This is a genomic window from Pseudooceanicola endophyticus, from assembly GCF_018760365.1.
Lineage (GTDB): Bacteria > Pseudomonadota > Alphaproteobacteria > Rhodobacterales > Rhodobacteraceae > Pseudooceanicola > Pseudooceanicola endophyticus.
In genome coordinates this window covers 313,834-333,708 of sequence record NZ_JAHIAB010000001.1, presented here as the reverse complement: position 1 = coordinate 333,708, position 19,875 = coordinate 313,834, and the positions used below count along the sequence as shown (strand labels likewise).

At 67.3% G+C, this 19,875-nt stretch carries 20 protein-coding genes and 1 pseudogene; 15 read left to right on the top strand and 6 right to left on the bottom strand.

What is annotated here, in order from left to right:
• Positions 1–16 precede the first annotated feature (16 nt).
• From KM176_RS01630 to glmU, 6 genes are read right to left on the bottom strand one after another with little or no spacing between them, the layout of a single operon-like run.
• Positions 17–1,060 carry a glycosyltransferase family 4 protein gene (locus tag KM176_RS01630; protein ID WP_160892042.1) on the bottom strand — a complete coding sequence of 348 codons (1,044 nt, stop codon included), beginning with the start codon at positions 1,058–1,060 and terminating at the stop codon, positions 17–19.
• Between the two features lie 27 nt (positions 1,061–1,087).
• A complete protein-coding gene (locus KM176_RS01625; RefSeq protein ID WP_160892040.1) occupies positions 1,088–2,401 on the bottom strand; it encodes a 3-deoxy-D-manno-octulosonic acid transferase in 1,314 nt (437 codons plus the stop codon).
• Positions 2,398–3,405 (bottom strand): GTP 3',8-cyclase MoaA, encoded by a 1,008-nt coding sequence (gene moaA / locus KM176_RS01620; RefSeq protein WP_160892038.1) that lies wholly within the window; start codon positions 3,403–3,405, stop codon positions 2,398–2,400. Before moaA ends, KM176_RS01625 begins: the two co-directional genes overlap by 4 nt.
• 54 nt (positions 3,406–3,459) lie before the next feature.
• The gene (locus KM176_RS01615) at positions 3,460–4,137 is read right to left on the bottom strand and encodes a DNA alkylation repair protein (protein WP_160892036.1); all 678 of its coding nucleotides are present in this window, start codon (positions 4,135–4,137) and stop codon (positions 3,460–3,462) included.
• Between the two features lie 31 nt (positions 4,138–4,168).
• On the bottom strand, positions 4,169–5,992 hold the full coding sequence (gene glmS, locus KM176_RS01610) for a glutamine--fructose-6-phosphate transaminase (isomerizing) (RefSeq protein WP_160892034.1): 1,824 nt from the start codon (positions 5,990–5,992) through the stop codon (positions 4,169–4,171).
• A gap of 10 nt (positions 5,993–6,002) precedes the next feature.
• A complete protein-coding gene (gene glmU, locus KM176_RS01605) occupies positions 6,003–7,349 on the bottom strand; it encodes a bifunctional UDP-N-acetylglucosamine diphosphorylase/glucosamine-1-phosphate N-acetyltransferase GlmU (protein ID WP_160892032.1) in 1,347 nt (448 codons plus the stop codon).
• Positions 7,350–7,541: 192 nt separating this feature from the next.
• Between glmU and KM176_RS01600 the strand changes: the two genes are divergently transcribed.
• From KM176_RS01600 to nuoG, 15 genes and pseudogenes are all read left to right on the top strand, one after another.
• The gene (locus KM176_RS01600) at positions 7,542–8,213 is read left to right on the top strand and encodes an HAD hydrolase-like protein (protein WP_160892030.1); all 672 of its coding nucleotides are present in this window, start codon (positions 7,542–7,544) and stop codon (positions 8,211–8,213) included.
• Positions 8,214–8,300: 87 nt separating this feature from the next.
• Entirely contained in the window at positions 8,301–9,497 is a 1,197-nt protein-coding gene (locus KM176_RS01595; protein ID WP_160892028.1) for a DegT/DnrJ/EryC1/StrS family aminotransferase, read from the top strand.
• Positions 9,494–9,991: an O-acetyl-ADP-ribose deacetylase gene (locus KM176_RS01590; RefSeq protein WP_160892026.1), complete on the top strand. Its 498-nt coding sequence runs from the start codon at positions 9,494–9,496 to the stop codon at positions 9,989–9,991. Before KM176_RS01595 ends, KM176_RS01590 begins: the two co-directional genes overlap by 4 nt.
• A 155-nt stretch (positions 9,992–10,146) precedes the next feature.
• Entirely contained in the window at positions 10,147–10,830 is a 684-nt protein-coding gene (locus tag KM176_RS01585; RefSeq protein ID WP_160892024.1) for a glutathione S-transferase family protein, read from the top strand.
• 381 nt (positions 10,831–11,211) lie between these two features.
• Positions 11,212–11,577, top strand: a complete 366-nt coding sequence (locus KM176_RS01580; RefSeq protein ID WP_160892022.1) for an NADH-quinone oxidoreductase subunit A — start codon at positions 11,212–11,214, stop codon at positions 11,575–11,577.
• Positions 11,577–12,101: a NuoB/complex I 20 kDa subunit family protein gene (locus KM176_RS01575; RefSeq protein ID WP_160892020.1), complete on the top strand. Its 525-nt coding sequence runs from the start codon at positions 11,577–11,579 to the stop codon at positions 12,099–12,101. The genes KM176_RS01580 and KM176_RS01575 overlap by 1 nt, the downstream gene beginning before the upstream one ends.
• 12 nt (positions 12,102–12,113) lie before the next feature.
• Positions 12,114–12,722 carry an NADH-quinone oxidoreductase subunit C gene (locus KM176_RS01570; RefSeq protein ID WP_160892018.1) on the top strand — a complete coding sequence of 203 codons (609 nt, stop codon included), beginning with the start codon at positions 12,114–12,116 and terminating at the stop codon, positions 12,720–12,722.
• A complete protein-coding gene (locus KM176_RS01565; RefSeq protein ID WP_160892016.1) occupies positions 12,722–13,936 on the top strand; it encodes an NADH-quinone oxidoreductase subunit D in 1,215 nt (404 codons plus the stop codon). Before KM176_RS01570 ends, KM176_RS01565 begins: the two co-directional genes overlap by 1 nt.
• Positions 13,936–14,241 carry a hypothetical protein gene (locus KM176_RS01560; RefSeq protein ID WP_160892014.1) on the top strand — a complete coding sequence of 102 codons (306 nt, stop codon included), beginning with the start codon at positions 13,936–13,938 and terminating at the stop codon, positions 14,239–14,241. Before KM176_RS01565 ends, KM176_RS01560 begins: the two co-directional genes overlap by 1 nt.
• Positions 14,242–14,378: 137 nt before the next feature.
• Positions 14,379–15,080: pseudogene (nuoE, locus tag KM176_RS01555) on the top strand (NADH-quinone oxidoreductase subunit NuoE); the annotation flags it as partial.
• 104 nt (positions 15,081–15,184) lie between these two features.
• Entirely contained in the window at positions 15,185–15,415 is a 231-nt protein-coding gene (locus KM176_RS01550) for a DUF5337 domain-containing protein (protein ID WP_160892010.1), read from the top strand.
• A gap of 3 nt (positions 15,416–15,418) precedes the next feature.
• Complete coding sequence (gene nuoF, locus KM176_RS01545; RefSeq protein WP_160892008.1) at positions 15,419–16,723, top strand: NADH-quinone oxidoreductase subunit NuoF; 1,305 nt, start codon at positions 15,419–15,421, stop codon at positions 16,721–16,723.
• Positions 16,724–16,737: 14 nt separating this feature from the next.
• The gene (locus KM176_RS01540; RefSeq protein WP_160892006.1) at positions 16,738–17,100 is read left to right on the top strand and encodes a hypothetical protein; all 363 of its coding nucleotides are present in this window, start codon (positions 16,738–16,740) and stop codon (positions 17,098–17,100) included.
• A complete protein-coding gene (locus tag KM176_RS01535) occupies positions 17,097–17,609 on the top strand; it encodes a DUF5333 domain-containing protein (RefSeq protein WP_311136130.1) in 513 nt (170 codons plus the stop codon). The genes KM176_RS01540 and KM176_RS01535 overlap by 4 nt, the downstream gene beginning before the upstream one ends.
• A gap of 6 nt (positions 17,610–17,615) precedes the next feature.
• Positions 17,616–19,631 carry an NADH-quinone oxidoreductase subunit NuoG gene (gene nuoG / locus KM176_RS01530; protein ID WP_160892004.1) on the top strand — a complete coding sequence of 672 codons (2,016 nt, stop codon included), beginning with the start codon at positions 17,616–17,618 and terminating at the stop codon, positions 19,629–19,631.
• Positions 19,632–19,875 lie beyond the last annotated feature (244 nt).

Here is a 19,875-nt window from a genome sequence, read left to right as displayed (position 1 = left end):
TTGGAAAGATGAAAGCTCAGGGCGCGGCGAGCAGGTCGCGGTAGAGCGCGACGAGGGCGGCGGCCTCCTGTTCGATGCGGCAATGCGCCTCGACATGGGCGCGGGCGGCCATTGCGAAGCTGGCGCGTTTTTCGGGATTGTCGAGCAGGTCGGCGGTGGCTTCGGTCAGGGCATCGAGGTCTTCGATGTCGACGATATGGCCGGCCTTGCCGTCGGGGATGAAATCCTCGAAGGCGCCGGCGCGGGTGGCGACCACCGGCACGGCGCAGGCCATCGCCTCCATCGGGGTCAGGCCGAAGCCTTCCCAGCGTTGCGGCGCGATATAGAGATCGAGGGCGCGGAACCAGCGCGAGATGTCCCAGTGCGGATCTTCGGGCAGGAACAGGAAGCGATCCGACAGGCCTGCCTTTTCGACCGTGGATTTCAGCCCTTCGTGATAGGCCTTGTGGGCCTCGGTCACGCCGCCCATCATCACCGCGACGACATCGGGGCGGGTGGGCATCAGCCGCAGCATCGCCTCGGTGAAGAGGTCATTGCCCTTCTGGGGCCGGATGCGGCCGAAGCAGCCGACCAGGATCTTGTCCTGCGGCAGGTTCAGCTCTGCCCGCAGGGGGGCCTTGTCTTCCGCGGGGCGGAAGAGATCGGCGTCGATGCCGTGATGGATGACGCGGGAGGGGACCTCAAGGAAGCTGGCGGAGCGGGCGGAGGTGGCGACCACCGCGTCCATCTGCCGGATCATCCACTTGGTGAAGCCCTTGTGATCGCGCTGCGCGGCAGAGGTGAAGACCAGCTTCAGATCCTTGCCCAGCAGGCGCTTCAGGGCGATGCCCGCCAGCATCTCGTTGTTGCGGCGCGCGTGCCAGACCCGGCGGCGTTTCGAGAGGCCCGGCAGCGCCGAGGTCGGGATCTGCGGCACACCTTCGGGCACCGCGGGGCCGCAGGCGGCAATCGCGATGTCGCGCGCCTGGAGCGGCACCAGCCGGTAGACCGTGGAGGTCACGCCGGACATGCGCTTCTTGAAGTTCGGGGCGATCACGTCGAGCGTCTTGGGGTCGGTCATCGGGGCCTCCTGTCTGCGCCTTCGGGCTTACACCGGGGGGACGGGCGCGGGAAGGGGCAGGGCCAGGTCCCGGGCAAGAGCGCGCGCAAGGTCATCAAGGGCGCTGCGGCTGCCCTCGGCCAGGGTGCGGGCGCTCTCGCCCATGGCCTGGCGGGCGGCCTCATCGTGCAGCAGGCGGTTAAGGGCACGGGCCAGCGCCGGGGCATCGGCGGTGGTTTCGGCGGCACCGGCGGCGTCGAACTGCGCGTAGGTTTCCGTGAAATTGGCGAAATGCGGGCCGTGCAGGATCGGCGTGCCGAAGAGCGCGGGCTCCCACGGGGTATGGCCGCCGGCGGGGCCGAAGCTGCCGGCCAGGAAGATCAGCGGCGCAAGCGCGTACCAGAGGCCGGTTTCGCCCATCGTGTCAGCCAGATAGACCTCGGCCTCCTCTGGGGCCTCGCCCAGCGAGCGCTGGCGCAGCGACAGGTCGCGGGCCTCGATCAGGGCACGGATTTCGGGCGCGCGGGCCGGGTGGCGGGGCACCAGGATCAGCCGCAGGCCGGGGATCGTTTCGCGGGCCTGCAGGTGGGCGTCGAGCACCGCCTCCTCCTCGCCCTCGTGGGTCGAGACGGCGGCCCAGAAGGGGCCGGGGAAGGCGGCGCGCATCTGTTCAAGCCGGGCCGGGTCCACCGGGGGCGGCAGGATCATCGCCTTGAGGTTCGGCCCCGCGTGCAGCCGCGCGGGATCGGCGCCAAGGGCGGCCAGCCCGTCGAAGGTGGCGCGGTCCTGGGTGTGGATGCGGGTGAAACGGCTCAGCAGGAAGCGGAAGGTGTCGCCGAAGCGGCCCCAGTTCTTCAGCGTGGTCTTCGACATCCGCGCGTTGATCAGCGCCAGGGGAATGCCGCGTTCGCCGCTTTTCACCAGCATCTGCGGCCAGATCTCGCTTTCCACGAAGATCGCGGCATCGGGGCGCCAGTGGTTCAGGAAGCGCTTCAGCGGGGCGGCGGCATCGAGCGGGGCGAACTGGTGCAGGGCGCGGGCGGGCAGGCGGGTGGCCAGCACCCTGGCCGAGGTCGCGGTGCCCGAGGTCACCAGCACCGAAAGCGTCGGGGACAGCGCCAGAAGGCGGTCGATCAGCGCCAGCGCCGAGACGCTTTCGCCGACGCTGGCGGCATGGACCCAGAGCAGCGGCCCTTCCGGGCGCGGCGCGGAGGCATGGCCGCTGCGTTCGCGGGCGCGGGCAGCGGGCAGGCCTTCGGCCTCGATCTTGGCGGCGACGCGGCGGCGCAGCGCCGGGGCCAGCGCGTTCGAGACGAGGCAGTAGAACAGGTAGAAGGGCGTCGCGCCCGGGGTCGTCGTCATCCGCCGGTATGGCTCATGTGGCGGGAGACCTGACCATCGGCGCGCTGGCGCGAATAGTCGAAATCATGGCCCTGGGGCTTCAGGCCGATGGCGGCGCGGATCGCGGCCTCCAGCGGCGCATCGTCCTTGGGGTGATTGCGCAGGGCCGGGCGCAGATCTGCCATGTCTTCCTGCCCGAGGCACATGTAAAGTTCGCCCGTGCAGGTCATGCGCACGCGGTTGCAGCTTTCGCAGAAATTATGGCTGAGGGGCGTGATGAAGCCGATCTTCTGGCTGCTTTCCTCAAGCCGCACGTAGCGCGCGGGGCCGCCGGTGCTTTCGGGCAGGTCGCGCAGGGTGAACTGCTGCGCCAGCCGGGCACGCACGTCCTTCAGGGACCAGTACTGGCCCACCCGGTCCTCGTTGCCCAGATCGCCCATCGGCATGACCTCGATCCAGGTCAGGTCCATGTCGCGTTCGGCGCAGAACTGCGCGAGGCTGAACAGCTCGTCCTCGTTGAAACCTTTCAGCGCGACGGCGTTGATCTTGATCTTCAGGCCGGCGGCCTGTGCCGCATCAAGGCCCCGCAGCACCTGCGGCAGGCGGCCCCAGCGGGTGACGCGGGCGAACTTCTCTTCGTCCAGCGTATCGAGAGAGACATTGATGCGCCGCACCCCCGCCGCGAACAGATCCTTCGCGAAACGTTCCAGCTGGCTGCCGTTGGTGGTCAGCGTCAGCTCCTTCAGGGCGCCGCTGTCCAGGTGCCGGGACATGGCGTTGAAGAAGGTCAGGATATCGCGGCGCACCAGCGGTTCGCCCCCGGTGATGCGCAGCTTCTCCACCCCCATGCGCACGAAGGTCGAGCACATGCGGTCCAGCTCTTCCAGCGTCAGAAGGTCCTTCTTCGGCAGGAAGGTCATGTTCTCGGCCATGCAGTAGACGCAGCGGAAGTCGCAGCGGTCTGTGACCGACACGCGCAGATAGCTGATGGCACGCTGGAAGGGATCTATGAGCGGGGCAGTCATGGTCTGAAGGTAAGCTGCGGGGGCGGTCGGAACAAGCACCCTTTGGTATGTGCCCTACAGGTACTTGCCGGCTTCCTTGCGGGCAAAGCCCTTCAATTGGGCGCCATGGGCCGCCAGGAAGGCGCTTGCGCGGGCGGGGTCGTGTTTCGACAGGTCGCGGATCCACCAGGCGACGGCCTTCTGGATGAACCAGGCGCGGTCCTCGACATATCCGGCGGCCCAGCCCAGCACGCGGTCGCGGGCGGCGGCCTCTTCGGCATTGGGGTGGTTGGATTTCGTCAGCCCCAGTGTGATCACAAGCGCCGCGCGCTTCGTCCAGAGGTGGTCGGACGTGGTCCATGCCTCGATCTCGTCCAGGCGCGAGAGGTCCGCCATGACGCGTTTCTGCCCGGCGATGCAGGCGTGATCGGCAATCGCCCAGGCGTCGAAATCGGGCACCCAGGCGCAGATCATAGCCCAGACGGCGGCATCGTCGGGGCGAATGCGGGCCTGGGTCAGCAGCTTGGCGGCGGCGATGCGGGCCTCGTGGATGTCGGTCTCCCACAGGGCCTGCGCCAGGCTCAGGCGCTCGTCCAGCGGCAGGGAGCGGCGCCAGTCCGTTGCCAGGTCGTTGATCGCCGGGTTGGGCGTGCCCAGATAGCTGCGCGCCGCCTTGTGATAGGCGGCGACACCTTCGATCCGGTCGGGCTCGGCGGCGGCGGTCAGGGCGCCGAGGGCGGCTTCTAGGTCCATGGGGCTCTCCGGGGCTTGGTCGCCCCAGCCCTTACTCTACCGTGACCGACTTGGCGAGGTTGCGTGGCTGGTCGACATCGGTGCCCTTGGCGACGGCGGTGTGATAGGCCATGAGCTGCGCCGGCAGGGCGTAAAGGATCGGGGACAGCACCGGATCGACGCGCGGCATCTCGATCGCGCGCCAGATGCCTTCGCCTGCCTCCTCCAGCCCCTTGCTGTCCGAGATCAGCAGGACGCGGCCACCGCGCGCCATGACCTCCTGCATGTTCGAGACGGTCTTGTCGAACAGCCCGTCGCGCGGCGCCATGACGACCACGGGGACATGCTTGTCGATCAGCGCGATGGGGCCGTGCTTCAGCTCGCCAGAGGCATAGGCCTCGGCGTGGATATAGCTGATTTCCTTCATCTTCAGCGCGCCTTCCAGCGCCAGCGGGTACATGACGCCCCGGCCCAGGAACAGGATGTCCTGCGCCTCTGCCAGTTGCAGCGACAGGGTTTCGGCAACCGCGTTGCGATCCAGCGCGCCGCCGAAGACCGAGGGCAGGGCGCGCAGCGCGCTGACGAGCGACTGGTAGCGCTCCGCGTCAAGGGTGCCCTTCTGGCGCGCGGCTTCCAGCGCCAGCACCAGCAGCACCGTCAGCTGGCAGGAGAACGCCTTGGTCGAGGCGACGCCGATCTCGGTCCCCGCCAGGATCGGCAGGGCGATGTCGCTTTCCCGCGCGATGGAGCTTTCCGGCGCATTGACCACCGAGACGATCTTTTCCGCCTTGCCCGTGCAGTAGCGCAGCGCGGCCAGGGTATCGGCGGTCTCGCCCGATTGGGAGACGAACAGGGCCACGGTGCCGGGGGTGATCGGCGGCTCGCGGTAGCGGAACTCCGAGGCCACGTCGACCTCGACCGGGATGCGGGCCAGCTGCTCGAACCAGTATTTCGCGGTCAGGCAGGCGTAGTAGGCGGTGCCGCAGGCGACCATGACCAGCCGGTCGATCTTCGTGAAATCAAGGCCCTCTCCGGGCAGGGTGATGGTCGCGCCGCTTTCGCCCAGGTAATGCTTGATCGCATCGCCGATGACCTGCGGCTGCTCGGCGATCTCCTTGGCCATGAAGTGCTTGTGGCCGGCCTTGTCGACGCGGGCATTGTCCAGCGTCACCACCTTCACGGGGCGGTTCACCAGCCGGTCGGCCTTGTCGAAGATCTGCACGCTTTCGCGGGTGACGACGGCCCAGTCGCCCTCTTCCAGATAGACCACGCGGTCGGTCAGCGGCGCCAGCGCCAGCGCGTCCGATCCCACGTAGTTCTCGCCCTCCCCCAGCCCCACGGCCAGAGGAGAGCCCTTGCGGGCGGCGATCATCAGGTCGTTTTCACCCTCGAAAAGGAAGAGCAGCGCGAAGGCGCCTTCCAGCTTGTGCAGGCAGGTGCGCACCGCCTCGACCGGGGTCATCCCGTCCGAGAGATAGGCGGCGGTCAGCATCGCCACGACCTCGGTATCGGTGTCCGACACGGCGGTGATGCCGCGGTCCTTCAGCTCTCCGCGCAGCTCGCGGAAGTTCTCGATGATGCCGTTGTGGACCACGGCGACGGGGCCCGAGCGATGCGGGTGGGCGTTCTTCTCGGTCGGTTCGCCATGGGTGGCCCAGCGGGTGTGGCCGATCCCGGACTTGCCGGCCAGCGGATTGTGCACCAGCACATCCGAGAGGTTCACCAGCTTGCCGACGGCGCGGCGGCGGTCCAGCGCGCCGTCGTTCACCGTGGCGATCCCGGCGGAATCATAGCCGCGATATTCCAGACGCTTCAGCGCCTCGACAAGGAAGGGGGCCGCTTCGTGCTTGCCCAGATAGCCGATGATTCCGCACATGTGCCTGGTCCTACTCTGCCTTTTGCGCCTTCTTCGAGCGCAGGTATTCCATCAGCTTGCGGGCCATGCCCGGTTTCGTCACCTGCCGCGCCCGCCCGATGGCCATGGCGCCCGCCTCCACGTCCGAGGTGATGACCGAGCCCGAGCCCGTCATCGCCTCGTCCCCGATCGTCACCGGCGCCACCAGCATGGTGTTGGAGCCGATGAAGGCCCGCGCGCCGATTTCGGTGCGGTGCTTGAGGACGCCGTCATAGTTGCAGGTGATGGTGCCTGCGCCGATGTTGGTCGCCTCGCCCACATGGGCGTCCCCGATATAGGAAAGGTGGTTGATCTTTGCACCCTGGTCGATGGAGGAGGCCTTCACCTCGACGAAGTTGCCGATATGGACCTCCTCGGCCAGCTCGGCGCCGGGGCGCAGGCGGGCATAGGGGCCGATCAGGCCGCCACGGCTGACATGGCAGCCCTCCAGATGGCTGAAGGCGCGGATGCGGCAGCCGCTTTCGATGGTGACATCGGGGCCGAAGACCACGTTGGGCTCGATCACCGTGTCGCGACCGATCACCGTGTCATGGGCGAACTGCACGGTTTCGGGGGCGACCAGCGTGACGCCGTTCTCCATCGCCTCGGCGCGGGCGCGGGCCTGGAATTCCGCCTCGGCGCGGGCCAGCTCTTGGCGCGAGTTCACGCCCATCGTCTCTTCTTCGGGGCAGGTGACAGCCCCGGCGGACAGCCCGGCCTCCTGCGCCAGCGCGATGACGTCGGTCAGGTAGTATTCCCCGGCGGCATTGTCGTTGCCGACCTTGGCGACCAGATCGAACAGCACCTTGCGGTCGGCACAGAGCACGCCGGAATTGCAAAGCGTGATCGCGCGCTCTTCCTCGGTGGCGTCCTTGAATTCGACGATGCGCTCCAGCGCCTCGCCGTCCATCACCAGACGCCCGTAGCGGCCCGGATCGGCGGCCTCGAAGCCCAGCACCACCACGTCGTGACGGTCGCGCGCGGCCTTCATCGCCGCCAGGGTTTCCGAGCGGATGAAGGGCGTGTCGCCGTAAAGCACGATCACGTCGCCCTCGAACTGCGCCAGCAGGGCGCTGGCCTTGCCGACGGCATGGGCGGTGCCGTTCTGCTCGGCCTGGATGACGATGCGGGCGCCCTCGAAACTGTCGGCTGCCGCCTCCGAGACCTGCTTGGCGCCATGGCCCGCGACCACGATCACCTCCTCGGGCTCCAGCGACAGACCCGAGGCGATGGCATGGTGCAGCATGGGGGCGCCGGCGATCTCGTGCAGGACCTTGGGCAGGTCGGAATTCATTCGCGTGCCCATGCCGGCGGCCAGAACAATCAGCGCGGTACTCATGACAACCTCGTCATCTTTTTGTTTTCTCGCGCTTTCTGAACAGATGCGGGAAAGGGTGAAAGGGCATTGTGTCTTTTTCCGGGCCGTTTTAATCGGATGTGACCCCGGCGCAAGTCCACGCGCCGGAACGTCGGATCAACTTGGGTTTCGGGGCGCAACATGTCCCGCGGATTTTCGCCGATAGGATGAATCATGCGTAGTGTTGTCTTTGATCTGGATGGAACGCTGGCCGATACAAGTGGCGATCTGCTGGAGGCCGCGAATGCCTGCTTCCGCGAGATCGGCGCGGGGGATGTGCTGACGGCGGCGGATGCCGGCACCGCGCTGCGCGGTGGGCGCGCGATGCTGACGCTCGGGTTTTCCCGGCTCGGCCGCGCGGCGGATCAGTCCGAGATCGACCGCCTCTATCCGGTGCTGCTGAAGGCCTATGAGCGTGACATCGCCCGCCACACCGTGCTGTTTCCCGGCGCGATGGAGGCGGTCGGCGCGCTGAAGGACGCCGGCCATCCGGTCGCCATCTGCACCAACAAGCCCGAGGGGCTGGCGCGGATGCTTCTGGAGGAGCTGGGCGTGCTGGGCGATTTCGCGGCGCTGGTCGGGGCCGATACCCTGCCGGTGAAGAAACCCGACCCGGCGCCGCTGCGCGAGGCGGTGCGCCTGGCGGGGGGCGATCCGGCCTATGCCTGCCTGGTGGGCGACAGCGACACCGACCGCAACACCGCGCGCGCTGCCGGCGTGCCCTCGATCCTGGTGACCTTCGGGCCTTCGGGCGCCGACATGGCCGCGCTGGAGCCCGAGGTGCTGCTGGAGGATTACGACATGCTGCCCTGCGTGGTGGCCGGCCTCGGCCCCCGCATCGGCTGAGGGGCCGCCCTTGCGCGCCGGGCGCTTGACGGGCCGGGCCGGGCGGGACGTTATGGGGCCGCGCCGTTCCGGCGTGAAGGACAGCCCATGCGCGACGTATTCACCGGCAGCTTCACCCAGCAGGAGCCCATCCCCGAGGACGCCATCGAGGCCGCCGTCGCGGTGCTGCGCCATGGCCGGCTGCACCGCTACAACACCCTGCCCGGAGAAGCCGGAGAGGTGGCTGAGCTGGAGCGCGAATTCGCCGCGCTGACCGGTGCGCGCTTTGCGCTGGCCATCGCCTCGGGCGGTCATGCGATCTCGACCGCGCTCAGGGCGGCGGGGGTGGGGCCGGCCGATCCGGTGCTGACCAATGTCTTCACGCTGGCCCCGGTGCCCGGCGCCATTGCCGCCGTCGGCGGCGTGCCGGTCTACGTCGGCGTCACCGAGGGGCTGGTGATCGACCTTGACGATCTGGCGGTCAAGCTGCCCCGCGCGAAGGTTCTGCTGCTGTCGCACATGCGCGGGCACCTGTGCGACATGGACCGGCTGATGGCGCTTTGCGATGCTGCCGGCGTCCGGGTGATCGAGGATTGCGCCCATACCATGGGGGCGGCCTGGAACGGCACGCCCAGCGGACGGCACGGGCTGGCGGGGTGCTTTTCCACCCAGACCTACAAGCATGTGAACTCGGGCGAGGGCGGGTTTCTCATCACCGATGACGAGGATCTGGCGGCCCGCGCGATCATGCTCTCGGGCAGCTACATGCTCTATGATCGTCACCTCGCGGCGCCGGGGGCAGAGGTCTTCGAACAGGTGAAATACGACACCCCCAATATCTCGGGGCGGATGGACAACCTGCGCGCGGCGATCCTGCGGCCCCAGCTGCGCCGCCTTGAAGCGCAATGCGCCGCCTGGAACGCCCGCTACCGGGTGGTCGAGGCCGGCATTGCGGGCACGCCGGGTCTTGCGACCATCCCGCGCCCGGAGCAGGAACGTTACGTCGGCTCTTCCATCCAGTTCCTGCTGCCGGATTGGTCCGAGGATGACATTGCCGAGGTGCTGCACCGCTGCGCCGCCCGGGGGGTGGAGCTGAAATGGTTCGGTGAGGCCGAGCCGCGCGGCTTCACCTCGCGCTATGACAGCTGGCGCTATGCCCCCGCGCAGCGCCTGCCCGAAAGCGACCGCATCCTGAGGGGGCTGATCGACATGCGCCTGCCGCTGACGTTCACCCTTGAGGACTGCGCCCTGATCGCCCGGATCATCCGGGCCGAGGTCGGCGCGGTCTGGCAGGCGCGGGCATGATCGCGGTCCGGGAGGGCGACATCACCACCTTCGCGGTGGATGCCATCGTGAATGCCGCGAACAGCTCTCTGCTGGGCGGGGGCGGGGTGGATGGCGCCATTCACCGCGCCGCCGGGCCGGGGCTCTTGGCGGAATGCCGGACCCTGGGCGGCTGCCCGACCGGAGAGGCCCGCCTGAGCGGCGCCTACGACCTGCCGGCGCGCCACGTGATCCACACCGTCGGGCCGGTCTGGCAGGGCGGCACAAGGGGCGAGCCCGCGCTGCTGGCCGCCTGCTACCGCAACGCCTTCCGCCTGGCGTACGAGGCGGGGGATCGCAGCATTGCCTTCCCCGCGATCTCGACCGGGGTCTATCGCTACCCGGCGCCAGAGGCCGCCGCGATTGCGGTGGCGACCCTGCGCGAGGCCCTGAAGGGATGCCCGGACATGGAGGTGACGCTGGCCGCCTTCGATGCCTCCCAGGCGGCGCTGCTGCGGGCGGTGCTTGGTTCCTGACGGGCGGTTCCCCGCCCGGGGTGACGCAGCGTGCGTCCCGGGCCGCTTGCCGCCGTCGCTCCGACAGGCCATGCTTGGGGCATGATCATCGAACCCGCGTGCGTCCGCCCCGCCTCTCCCGTGGTTTTCCCGCTCTCCGGCCCGGAGGAGCGCCCATGATCACCCTGCATCACTGTGCCGGCAGCCGTTCCATGCGGATCCTGTGGCTGCTGAATGAGCTGGACGTGCCCTTCGAAGTGGTCATCCATCCCCTGGACGAGATGCTGCAGACGCCCGAGCTGCGGGTCTATTCCCCGGTCGGGCTGGTGCCCGCGCTGCAGGTTGACGGCGAGAACTACTTCGAGAGCCTGGCGATCCTGCAGATCCTCTGCGAGCGGTTCCGCAACCAGGCGCTGGGCCGCTTCGAGGGCGATTTCGACCGTCCCGACTGGCTGGTCTGGGTGCAGTTCTCGGAAACGCTGACGCAATATGTCGACACGCTGTGCTTCCAGCGGCTGCGGCTGGAAGAGGCGGCGCGTTCGGCGCCGGTCATAGCCCATGCGCTGGCCGGGCTGCGGCGCTGTTTCGAGGCGATCGAGGGGCGGCTGTCCACGCCGGTGGAAAACCGTGCCTATCTTCTGACCTCGGGCTTTTCGGCGGCCGATATCGCGGTGGGGCAGGCCGTCTGGATGGGCTGCCACTTCCTGACGCTGGACGATTTCCCCGAAACCCGGGCCTGGTTCGAGGCGATCACCGCCCGTGCGGGCTTTGATGCCTGCCGTCCGGAACCGGGCACCGGCCAGTTTCCGGAGCCGTTTTACACGCTTGGGTTGCCTTCCGAAGCGTCCGAAGTCGCCTGATTTTACTGGGCTTCCCGGAGGTCTGCGGGAAAATTTTCTTCTTTGGGAGCGTTCCCAACGTCAGGGGCGTGCGCAGGCTGTGCGGCGTAACGTCGCAGACGGTTCCATCCTGCGGCATTTTGACAGGCCAGGGCGCGCAGCGATTCCCGACTTTGTTCCTGACCATTTCAGTCAGGTTAGAACCTTGCTGCGGCAATGCGGCATCAGGGATGTATTTTTTAAATAACTTACTGAAAAGATTACCTTTACAACCTTGGCGAAGACGCCCGATACGGTGTTGAAATCGTCGTGCCTCGGTTGACCCTGCCGGAGGGCCAGAGTAAACCCGGAACAGCCCTGCGGGGCCCCTCCGGACCCCGCCGCCCATGAAAGGAGCCATTCGTGGAAGAGATGCTGCGGGAATATCTTCCCATCCTCATCTTTCTGGCAGTCGCAGTTGCCCTGGGTCTGTTCTTTATCCTCTCCGCTCTGCTGATCGCCGTTCGCAACCCGGATCCGGAAAAGGTCAGTGCCTACGAATGCGGGTTCAACGCCTTCGACGATGCGCGGATGAAATTCGACGTCCGGTTCTACCTGGTCTCGATCCTGTTCATCATCTTCGATCTTGAAATCGCGATGCTGTTCCCCTGGGCGGTCGCCTTCAAGGATCTCTCGATGACGGGCTTCTGGTCGATGATGGTCTTCCTGGCCGTGCTGACCGTGGGCTTTCTCTATGAATGGAAGAAGGGAGCGCTGGAATGGGAGTGATGGCAGGATCCAATACCGCGGGTGCCGACCGTGAGGTCGCCACCCAGGCCCTGAACCGGGAGCTTCAGGACAAGGGGTTCCTGCTGACCACCAGCGAAGACCTGATCACCTGGGCGCGCACCGGCTCTCTGCACTGGATGACCTTCGGCCTGGCCTGCTGCGCGGTCGAGATGATGCATACCTCGATGCCGCATTACGATGCGGAACGGTATGGCATCGCGCCGCGCGCCTCGCCGCGCCAGTCCGACGTGATGATCGTCGCGGGCACGCTGACCAACAAGATGGCCCCCGCGCTGCGCAAGGTCTACGATCAGATGCCCGAGCCCCGCTACGTGATCTCGATGGGCTCCTGCGCGAACGGGGGAGGGTACTACCACTACAGCTATTCCGTGGTGCGCGGCTGCGACCGGATCGTTCCCGTCGACATCTACGTCCCCGGCTGCCCGCCCACCGCAGAGGCGCTGCTGTACGGCATCCTGCAACTGGCGCGGAAGATCCGCCGCACCGGCACACTGGTCCGCTGAGGAGACGGCCCGATGAGCGAAGCCCTGAAAGAACTCGGCGCCTATATCGAATCGAAGCACCCCGAAGCCGTCTCGGGCTGGGAGGTCGCCTTCGGTGAGCTGACGCTGGACGTGACGCCCTCGGCCCTGGTGGCCTTCGTGGAATTCCTGCGCGTGGATCCGTCCTGCCGCTTCTCCAGCCTGGTCGACATCACCGCCATCGACTGGCCGGAGCGCCCCAGGCGCTTTGACGTGATCTACCACTTCCTGTCGATGTACCAGAACCAGCGCATCCGCCTGCGCGCCGCGATCCGCGAAGACGAGATGGTGCCCTCGATCACCTCCGTCCACCCCTCGGCCAACTGGTTCGAGCGCGAGGTCTTCGACATGTTCGGGATCCTGTTCTCGGGGCACCCGGACCTGCGCCGCCTGCTGACCGACTACGGTTTCCGCGGCCATCCGCTGCGCAAGGACTTCCCGACCTCGGGCTACACCGAGGTCCGCTATGACGAGACCGCCAAGCGCGTCGTCTACGAGCCGATCAAGCTGGTGCAGGAATACCGCCAGTTCGACTTCATGTCGCCCTGGGAGGGCGCCGAGTACATCCTGCCCGGCGACGAGAAGAAAGCGGAGGCGAAATGATGGACGGGTCCAAAGGCTTCGAAGACGCGCTGACCGGCGAACAGAAGATCCGCAACTTCAACATCAACTTCGGGCCCCAGCACCCGGCAGCCCACGGCGTGCTGCGCATGGTGCTGGAACTCGACGGCGAGATCGTCGAGCGTGCCGATCCCCATATCGGCCTGCTGCACCGCGGCACCGAGAAGCTGATGGAAAGCCGCACCTACCTGCAGAACCTGCCGTATTTCGACCGCCTCGATTACGTGGCGCCGATGAATCAGGAACATGCCTGGTGCCTGGCCATCGAACGGCTGACCGGAACCGAGATCACCAAGCGCGCCTCGCTGATCCGGGTGCTGTTCTGCGAGATCGGTCGCGTGCTGAACCACCTGCTGAACGTCACGACCCAGGCCATGGACGTGGGCGCGCTGACGCCGCCGCTCTGGGGCTTCGTCGAACGCGAAAAGCTGGTGATGTTCTACGAACGCGCCTCGGGGGCGCGCTTCCACGCCGCCTATTTCCGCCCCGGCGGCGTCCACCAGGACCTGACCGACAAGCTGATCGACGACATCGAGGAATGGGCGATCGAATTCCCCGCCAAGCTGGATGACATCGACGAGCTGCTGACGGAAAACCGCATCTTCAAGCAGCGCAACGTCAACATCGGTCTGGTGACCGAAGAGGACATCCAGCAGCGCGGCTTCTCGGGCGTGATGGCGCGGGGCACGGGCCTGGCCTGGGACCTGCGGCGCGCCCAGCCCTACGAATGCTACGACGAGTTCGAGTTCCAGATCCCCGTCGGCACCAATGGCGATTGCTATGACCGCTACCTCTGCCGCATGGCCGAGATGCGCGAAAGCACCAAGATCATCCGCCAGGCCCTCGTGAAGCTGCGCGAGACCCCCGGCGACGTTCTGGTGCGCGGCAAGCTGACGCCGCCCAAGCGCAGCGACATGAAGACCTCGATGGAAAGCCTGATCCACCACTTCAAGCTTTACACCGAAGGTTTCCACGTCCCCGAGGGGCAGGTCTATGCCGCCGTCGAAGCGCCGAAGGGCGAATTCGGCGTCTATCTGGTGGCCGATGGCTCCAACAAGCCCTACCGCGCCAAGATCCGCGCTCCGGGGTATCTGCACCTGCAGGCGATGGACCACGTGGCCTCCGGGCACCAGCTGGCCGACGTGGCGGCGATCCTGGGCTCCATGGATATCGTCTTCGGCGAGGTGGACCGCTGATGGCGGCGCCGCGCGCCCGTCTGATCGCGGCCCTTGTCCTGACCGGGGCAGGGGCGCTGTCGGCCTGCACGATGCGCCCGCAGGACGTGAGCGAGGCGCAGGGGCTGGCCTTCGATCAGGCCGTCGCCTCTGTCGGCTGCGAGCTGCGCACCGAGCGCGACTACCTGCCGGTAGAGCTTCAGACCGGGCTGAGCCGCGACCAGGCGATTGCCATGGCGCGCTACCGGATGGCTGCTAAGCAGGCCGTCGGGCTTGAAGGCGGCGGCGTGCGCCTGACCACCGGGGCCTGCGCGCCGAAGTCGTGAAGAATGCGGGACCGGCCCCGTCAATGCCGGAGACCTGAGGCCGCCGAACGGCCACCCGCCCGGGACGCCCGGGCAGAGCGAGGAGCGCCCCCTGGGGGCCTTGTCAGAGACACGAAAGAAGGACGGGACCTGAGCCGATGCTGAGACGCCTGCACCACGAACAGCCCGAGAGCTTCGCCTTCACCGAGGCCAATCTCCAATGGGCCAAGACGCAGATCGCAAAATTCCCCGAAGGCCGTCAGGCCAGCGCCTGCATTTCGCTGCTCTGGCGCGCGCAGGAACAGGAAGGCTGGCTGAGCAAGCCCGCGATCGAGACCGTGGCCCAGATGCTGGACATGGCCTATATCCGCGTGCTCGAGGTGGCGACCTTCTACTTCATGTTCCAGCTTCAGCCGGTTGGCAGCGTGGCGCATATCCAGGTCTGCGGCACCACCACCTGCATGATCTGCGGCGCCGAGGATCTGATCGCCGTCTGCAAGGAGAAGATCGCGCCGAAGGCGATGACGCTCTCTGCCGATGGCAAGTTCTCCTGGGAAGAGGTGGAGTGCCTGGGCGCCTGCACCAACGCGCCCATGGCCGCCATCGGCAAGGACTATTACGAAGACCTGACGGTCGAGGGCTTTGCCGCGCTGCTGGACAAGCTGGCCGCCGGTGAGGTGCCGGTGCCGGGGCCCCAGAACGGCCGCTACGCCGCCGAGCCGCTGGGCGGCCCGAAGGTGCTGACCGATTTCGACGCGGCCGAGCGCGCGCCGCACAATGCCAGCGCCCAGCGGGCCGTCGACATCGGCGAGACGATCAAGCGCATCGACGGGACCGAGGTGCCCATCGTCGCGCCCTGGATGCGCTGAGCATCCGTTGACGAGGGGCGTGCCCGAGGGCGGGCGCGGCCAGGGTTAGGAGACCCCGAAGGCAGGTGGCGGAGCCTGCCGGATGAGGAGAGGAGATGACGGGAGACCGTTCCACGCAGATCGCCCGGGCTCGGAAAAGCCGGCAACTGGCGATTGTCATCGCGGTGACGATGCTGGCGTGGATGGGTCTTCAGCTTCTCGGGGGAAAGATGGGGCTGCCGGGTCGGTATGCCTTCCTGTTGGATTTCGCGGCCATCGTCGCCCTTGTCTGGGTGCTGGTGGAGGCGACACGGATCTGGCGCGCGCGCCGGGATGACAAAGGGTAAGACATGCTCCAGGATCAGGACCGTATCTTCACGAACCTCTACGGGATGAAGGACCGCTCCCTGAAAGGCGCGCAGGCGCGCGGCCTTTGGGACAACACCGGCGGCATCCTTGCCAATGGCCGCGACTGGATCATCCAGCAGGTCAAGGACTCGGGCCTGCGGGGCCGGGGCGGCGCGGGCTTCCCGACCGGCCTCAAGTGGTCCTTCATGCCGAAGGAGACCGACGGTCGTCCCTCCTATCTGGTGATCAACGCCGACGAATCCGAGCCCGCGACCTGCAAGGACCGCGAGATCATGCGCCACGACCCCCACCACCTGGTGGAGGGCGCGCTGATCGCCTCCTTCGCGATGGGGGCCCATGCCGCCTACATCTATATCCGCGGCGAATACATCCGCGAACGCGAAGCCCTGCAAACCGCCATCAACGAGGCCTATGATGCCGGCCTGATCGGCGACAATGCCTGCGGGTCGGGCTGGAAGTTCGACCTTTACCTGACCCATGGGGCAGGGGCCTATATCTGCGGCGAGGAAACCGCGCTGCTGGAAAGCCTGGAAGGCAAGAAGGGGATGCCCCGGATGAAGCCGCCCTTCCCGGCGGGCGCGGGCCTCTATGGCTGCCCGACCACGGTGAACAACGTGGAATCTATCTCGGTCGTGCCGACGATCATCCGGCGCGGCGCGGAATGGTTCAGCTCCTTCGGGCGGCCCAACAACGTCGGCACCAAGCTGATGGCGCTGACCGGCCACGTGAACACCCCCTGCGTCTTCGAGGAACAGATGGGCCTTTCGGTCCGCGAGATCATCGAGAAGCACGGCGGCGGCGTGCGCGGCGGCTGGGACAACCTCAAGGCCATCATCCCCGGCGGCGCCTCCTGCCCGGTGCTGCCGAAGGACAAGCTGGAAGACGCGATCTTCGATTTCGACTGGATGCGCGCCAACCAGTCCAGCTTCGGCACCGGCTGCATGATCATCATGGATCAGAACACCGACGTGGTGAAAGCCGTGTGGCGCCTGGCCAAGTTCTTCAAGCATGAGAGCTGCGGCCAGTGCACGCCCTGCCGCGAAGGCACCGGCTGGATGAGCCGCGTCATGGACCGCCTCGTCACGGGCGAGGCCGAGGTCGAGGAAATCGACATGCTGCTGTCGGTGACCAAACAGGTCGAGGGGCACACGATCTGTGCCCTCGGCGACGCGGCCGCCTGGCCGATCCAGGGCCTTGTCCGCCACTTCCGTGGCGAGATCGAGGACCGCATCAAGAAACAGAAGACCGGCCGATCCGCATCCATCCTGATGCCCAAGGCCAGCTGAAGACGGTGACTATCATGACGAAACAAAACGCTCTCCGGGGGCTTGCCCTGACGGTTCTGGTGCTGGGGCTGGCCTCCTGCACGGCCGGCAAGCTGTCGCAGATGGCCAAGAGCGGCGCGCCCTCTTTCGACGGGCAGTACTTCCTGGCCGGGGTCGAGGGCGTCGATGGCGACAACAAGCAGTTCGTGGTGACCGTGAAGGATCCGGCGCGCAGCCCCAAGGGCGCCCGTGCCGCCGGGGATTACGAGGCCGTCGGCTACTGCATCCAGCAGTTCGGCACCTCCGACCACAGCTGGTCTCTGGGTCCGGATGCCACGGATGCGCAGCTGATCTCGGGCAATGTCATGACCCTGCGCGGGACCTGCGCCGGATGGTGAGCCTGCGCGCATATCCCCGGGCGCCCCTGGCGCCCAGCCGCCGGGTCGCGCTGCGTCCGGTGCGGGGACATCTGCGCGCCCTGATGCGCCATCGCCGCCGCTGGCTGCGCGGCGCGGTGCTGGCCGGAGCCGTCGCGCTGGCCGCGCCGGCCCTGGCCGCCAATCCGAAACTGCCGCTGCGCGAGGTGGCCTCGCTCGACCGGCCCATGCTCTGGGTCGGGATCGCCATCGAGATCAGCAACAAGTGCGACAGCATCGATGCGCGCACCGTGAAGGGCCTGCTGTTCCTGAACGAGCTCAAGAACCAGGCGCTGGCCATGGGCTACACGCGCACCGAGATCAAGGAATACATCACCAGCAAGGCGGAGAAGGCCCGCATCCGCAAGCTGGGCGAGAGTTACGTCAAATCCCAGGGTCTGGACCCGACCAAGACCGCTGACCTGTGCACGCTCGGCAAGCAAGAGATCGCACGGGGCAGCCAGATCGGTGTCCTTCTGAGAGAAAAGTGAGCACCCATGTCTGACCTTCGCAAGATCATCATCGACGACAACGAGATCGAGGTGGATCCGGCCCTGACGCTGCTGCAGGCATGCGAGCAGGCGGGCGTCGAAGTGCCCCGCTTCTGCTACCACGAGCGTCTGTCGATTGCCGGCAACTGCCGCATGTGCCTGGTCGAGGTCGTCGGCGGCCCGCCCAAGCCCACCGCCTCCTGCGCGATGCAGGTCAAGGACCTGCGTCCGGGGCCGGAAGGCCAGCCGCCGGTGGTCAAGACCAAGTCGCCGATGGTCAAGAAGGCCCGCGAGGGGGTGATGGAGTTCCTGCTCATCAACCACCCGCTGGACTGCCCGATCTGTGACCAGGGCGGGGAATGCGATCTTCAGGATCAGGCCATGGCCTATGGTGTCGATTTCTCGCGCTACCGCGAGGCCAAGCGCGCCAGCGACGACCTGAACCTCGGCCCGCTGGTCGAAACCCACATGACGCGCTGCATCTCCTGCACGCGCTGCGTCCGCTTCACCACCGAGGTCGCGGGCAGCACCCAGATGGGCCAGACCGGGCGCGGCGAGGATGCCGAGATCACCTCGTATCTGAACCAGACGCTCAGCTCGAACCTGCAGGGCAACATCATCGACCTGTGCCCGGTCGGCGCGCTGACCTCCAAGCCCTATGCCTTCACCGCCCGCCCCTGGGAGCTGACCAAGACCGAGACCATCGACGTGATGGACGCCATGGGCGCCAATATCCGCGTCGATACCAAGGGCCGCGAAGTGAAGCGGATCATCCCGCGCAACCATGATGGCGTGAACGAGGAATGGATTTCCGACAAGACGCGCTTCATCTGGGACGGCCTGCGCCGCCAGCGCCTGGACCAGCCCTATGTCCGCGTCGCCGGCAAGCTCAAGCCCGCCACCTGGGCCGAGGCGCTGGCCGCCGCTGCCGCTGCCATGAAAGGTGCCAAGGTGGCCGGCCTGGTCGGGGATCTTGCCCCGGTGGAGGCCGCCTTCTCGCTCAAGACCCTGATCGAGGGGCTGGGCGGCATGGTCGAGGCGCGCACCGATGGCGCCAAGCTGCCCGCCGCCAACCGCTCGGCCTATGTCGGCACCGCCGCGATCGAGGATCTGGACACCGCCCAGGCGATCCACATCATCGGTGCCAACCCGGCGGTCGAGATGCCGGTGCTGAACGCCCGCATCCGCAAGGCCTGGTCGAAGGGCGCCGAGGTCACGCTGGTGGGCGAAGCCGCCGACCTGACCTTCCCCTACACCCATTTCGGCTCTGACCGGGCCGACCTGCTGCGCCTCATGGAGCAGGACTTCTCTGCGCTGGCCGAAAAACCCTCCGTGGTCGTGCTTGGCATGGGCGCGCTGACGGGTCCGGACGGCGCCGCCGTGCTGGCCGCCGCGCAATACCTGGCCGAGAAGGCGGGGTCGAAATTCCTGGTGCTGCACACCGCTGCGGGCCGGGTCGGTGCGCTGGACGTGGGCGCGGTCTGCGAGGGCGGCATCGAGGCCGCGCTGAAGGCCGACGTGATCTACAACATGGGCGCCGACGAGATCGAGATCCCGGCGGGTCCCTTCGTGATCTACCAGGGCAGCCACGGCGACCGGGGCGCGCACCGCGCCGACGTGATCCTGCCGGGCGCCGCCTATACCGAGGAAAACGGCCTGTTCGTGAACACCGAAGGCCGGCCCCAGCTGGCCATGCGCGCGGCCTATGCGCCGGGCGAGGCCAAGGAGAATTGGGCGATCCTGCGGGCGCTTTCGGCAGAGCTGGGCCAGGCCCTTCCCTGGGACAGCCTGGCGCAGCTGCGCCGCAAGATGATCGCCGCCCAGCCGCTGCTGGCACAGGTCGACCGGGTGCCGGCAAACGCCTGGACGGCAGAGGCCGCGGGCACGGTCTTCGAGGGCGCCTTCGCCAAGCCGGTCGGCGATTTCTACCTGACCAACCCGATTGCCCGGGCGTCCCAGGTGATGGCGGAACTGTCGCGTCTGGCGGCACAACGCGCCGCCGCGCCGATGGCGGCAGAGTGAGGTTCGCAGTGGCCCGGACCCTTCATATCCCGCACCGGGCAGGGGGCGCGAAGGCGTCTTCGGGCCCGGTCCTGCGGGGGGCGGAAGGGCCTCTGGGATGCGGTGAAAGATTTTCAAGACGTCCGTTGGGAATTGTTCCCGGCGGCTCTGGTGTCGCAACGGCAGATGCGGTTTATACCGAACTGTCAGCCCGGCACGGAGGAGACGGAATGACCCGGACGGACGTCATCGCCGCGCATCGCGC

Coding starts and splice junctions, on each gene's coding strand:
- KM176_RS01630 (WP_160892042.1), bottom strand. CDS start 1,060: ATGACCGACCCCAAGACGCTCGACGTGATCGCCCCGAACTTCAAGAAG.
- KM176_RS01625 (WP_160892040.1), bottom strand. CDS start 2,401: ATGACGACGACCCCGGGCGCGACGCCCTTCTACCTGTTCTACTGCCTC.
- moaA (WP_160892038.1), bottom strand. CDS start 3,405: ATGACTGCCCCGCTCATAGATCCCTTCCAGCGTGCCATCAGCTATCTG.
- KM176_RS01615 (WP_160892036.1), bottom strand. CDS start 4,137: ATGGACCTAGAAGCCGCCCTCGGCGCCCTGACCGCCGCCGCCGAGCCC.
- glmS (WP_160892034.1), bottom strand. CDS start 5,992: ATGTGCGGAATCATCGGCTATCTGGGCAAGCACGAAGCGGCCCCCTTC.
- glmU (WP_160892032.1), bottom strand. CDS start 7,349: ATGAGTACCGCGCTGATTGTTCTGGCCGCCGGCATGGGCACGCGAATG.
- KM176_RS01600 (WP_160892030.1), top strand. CDS start 7,542: ATGCGTAGTGTTGTCTTTGATCTGGATGGAACGCTGGCCGATACAAGT.
- KM176_RS01595 (WP_160892028.1), top strand. CDS start 8,301: ATGCGCGACGTATTCACCGGCAGCTTCACCCAGCAGGAGCCCATCCCC.
- KM176_RS01590 (WP_160892026.1), top strand. CDS start 9,494: ATGATCGCGGTCCGGGAGGGCGACATCACCACCTTCGCGGTGGATGCC.
- KM176_RS01585 (WP_160892024.1), top strand. CDS start 10,147: ATGATCACCCTGCATCACTGTGCCGGCAGCCGTTCCATGCGGATCCTG.
- KM176_RS01575 (WP_160892020.1), top strand. CDS start 11,577: ATGGCAGGATCCAATACCGCGGGTGCCGACCGTGAGGTCGCCACCCAG.
- KM176_RS01570 (WP_160892018.1), top strand. CDS start 12,114: ATGAGCGAAGCCCTGAAAGAACTCGGCGCCTATATCGAATCGAAGCAC.
- KM176_RS01565 (WP_160892016.1), top strand. CDS start 12,722: ATGGACGGGTCCAAAGGCTTCGAAGACGCGCTGACCGGCGAACAGAAG.
- KM176_RS01560 (WP_160892014.1), top strand. CDS start 13,936: ATGGCGGCGCCGCGCGCCCGTCTGATCGCGGCCCTTGTCCTGACCGGG.
- KM176_RS01550 (WP_160892010.1), top strand. CDS start 15,185: ATGACGGGAGACCGTTCCACGCAGATCGCCCGGGCTCGGAAAAGCCGG.
- nuoF (WP_160892008.1), top strand. CDS start 15,419: ATGCTCCAGGATCAGGACCGTATCTTCACGAACCTCTACGGGATGAAG.
- KM176_RS01540 (WP_160892006.1), top strand. CDS start 16,738: ATGACGAAACAAAACGCTCTCCGGGGGCTTGCCCTGACGGTTCTGGTG.
- nuoG (WP_160892004.1), top strand. CDS start 17,616: ATGTCTGACCTTCGCAAGATCATCATCGACGACAACGAGATCGAGGTG.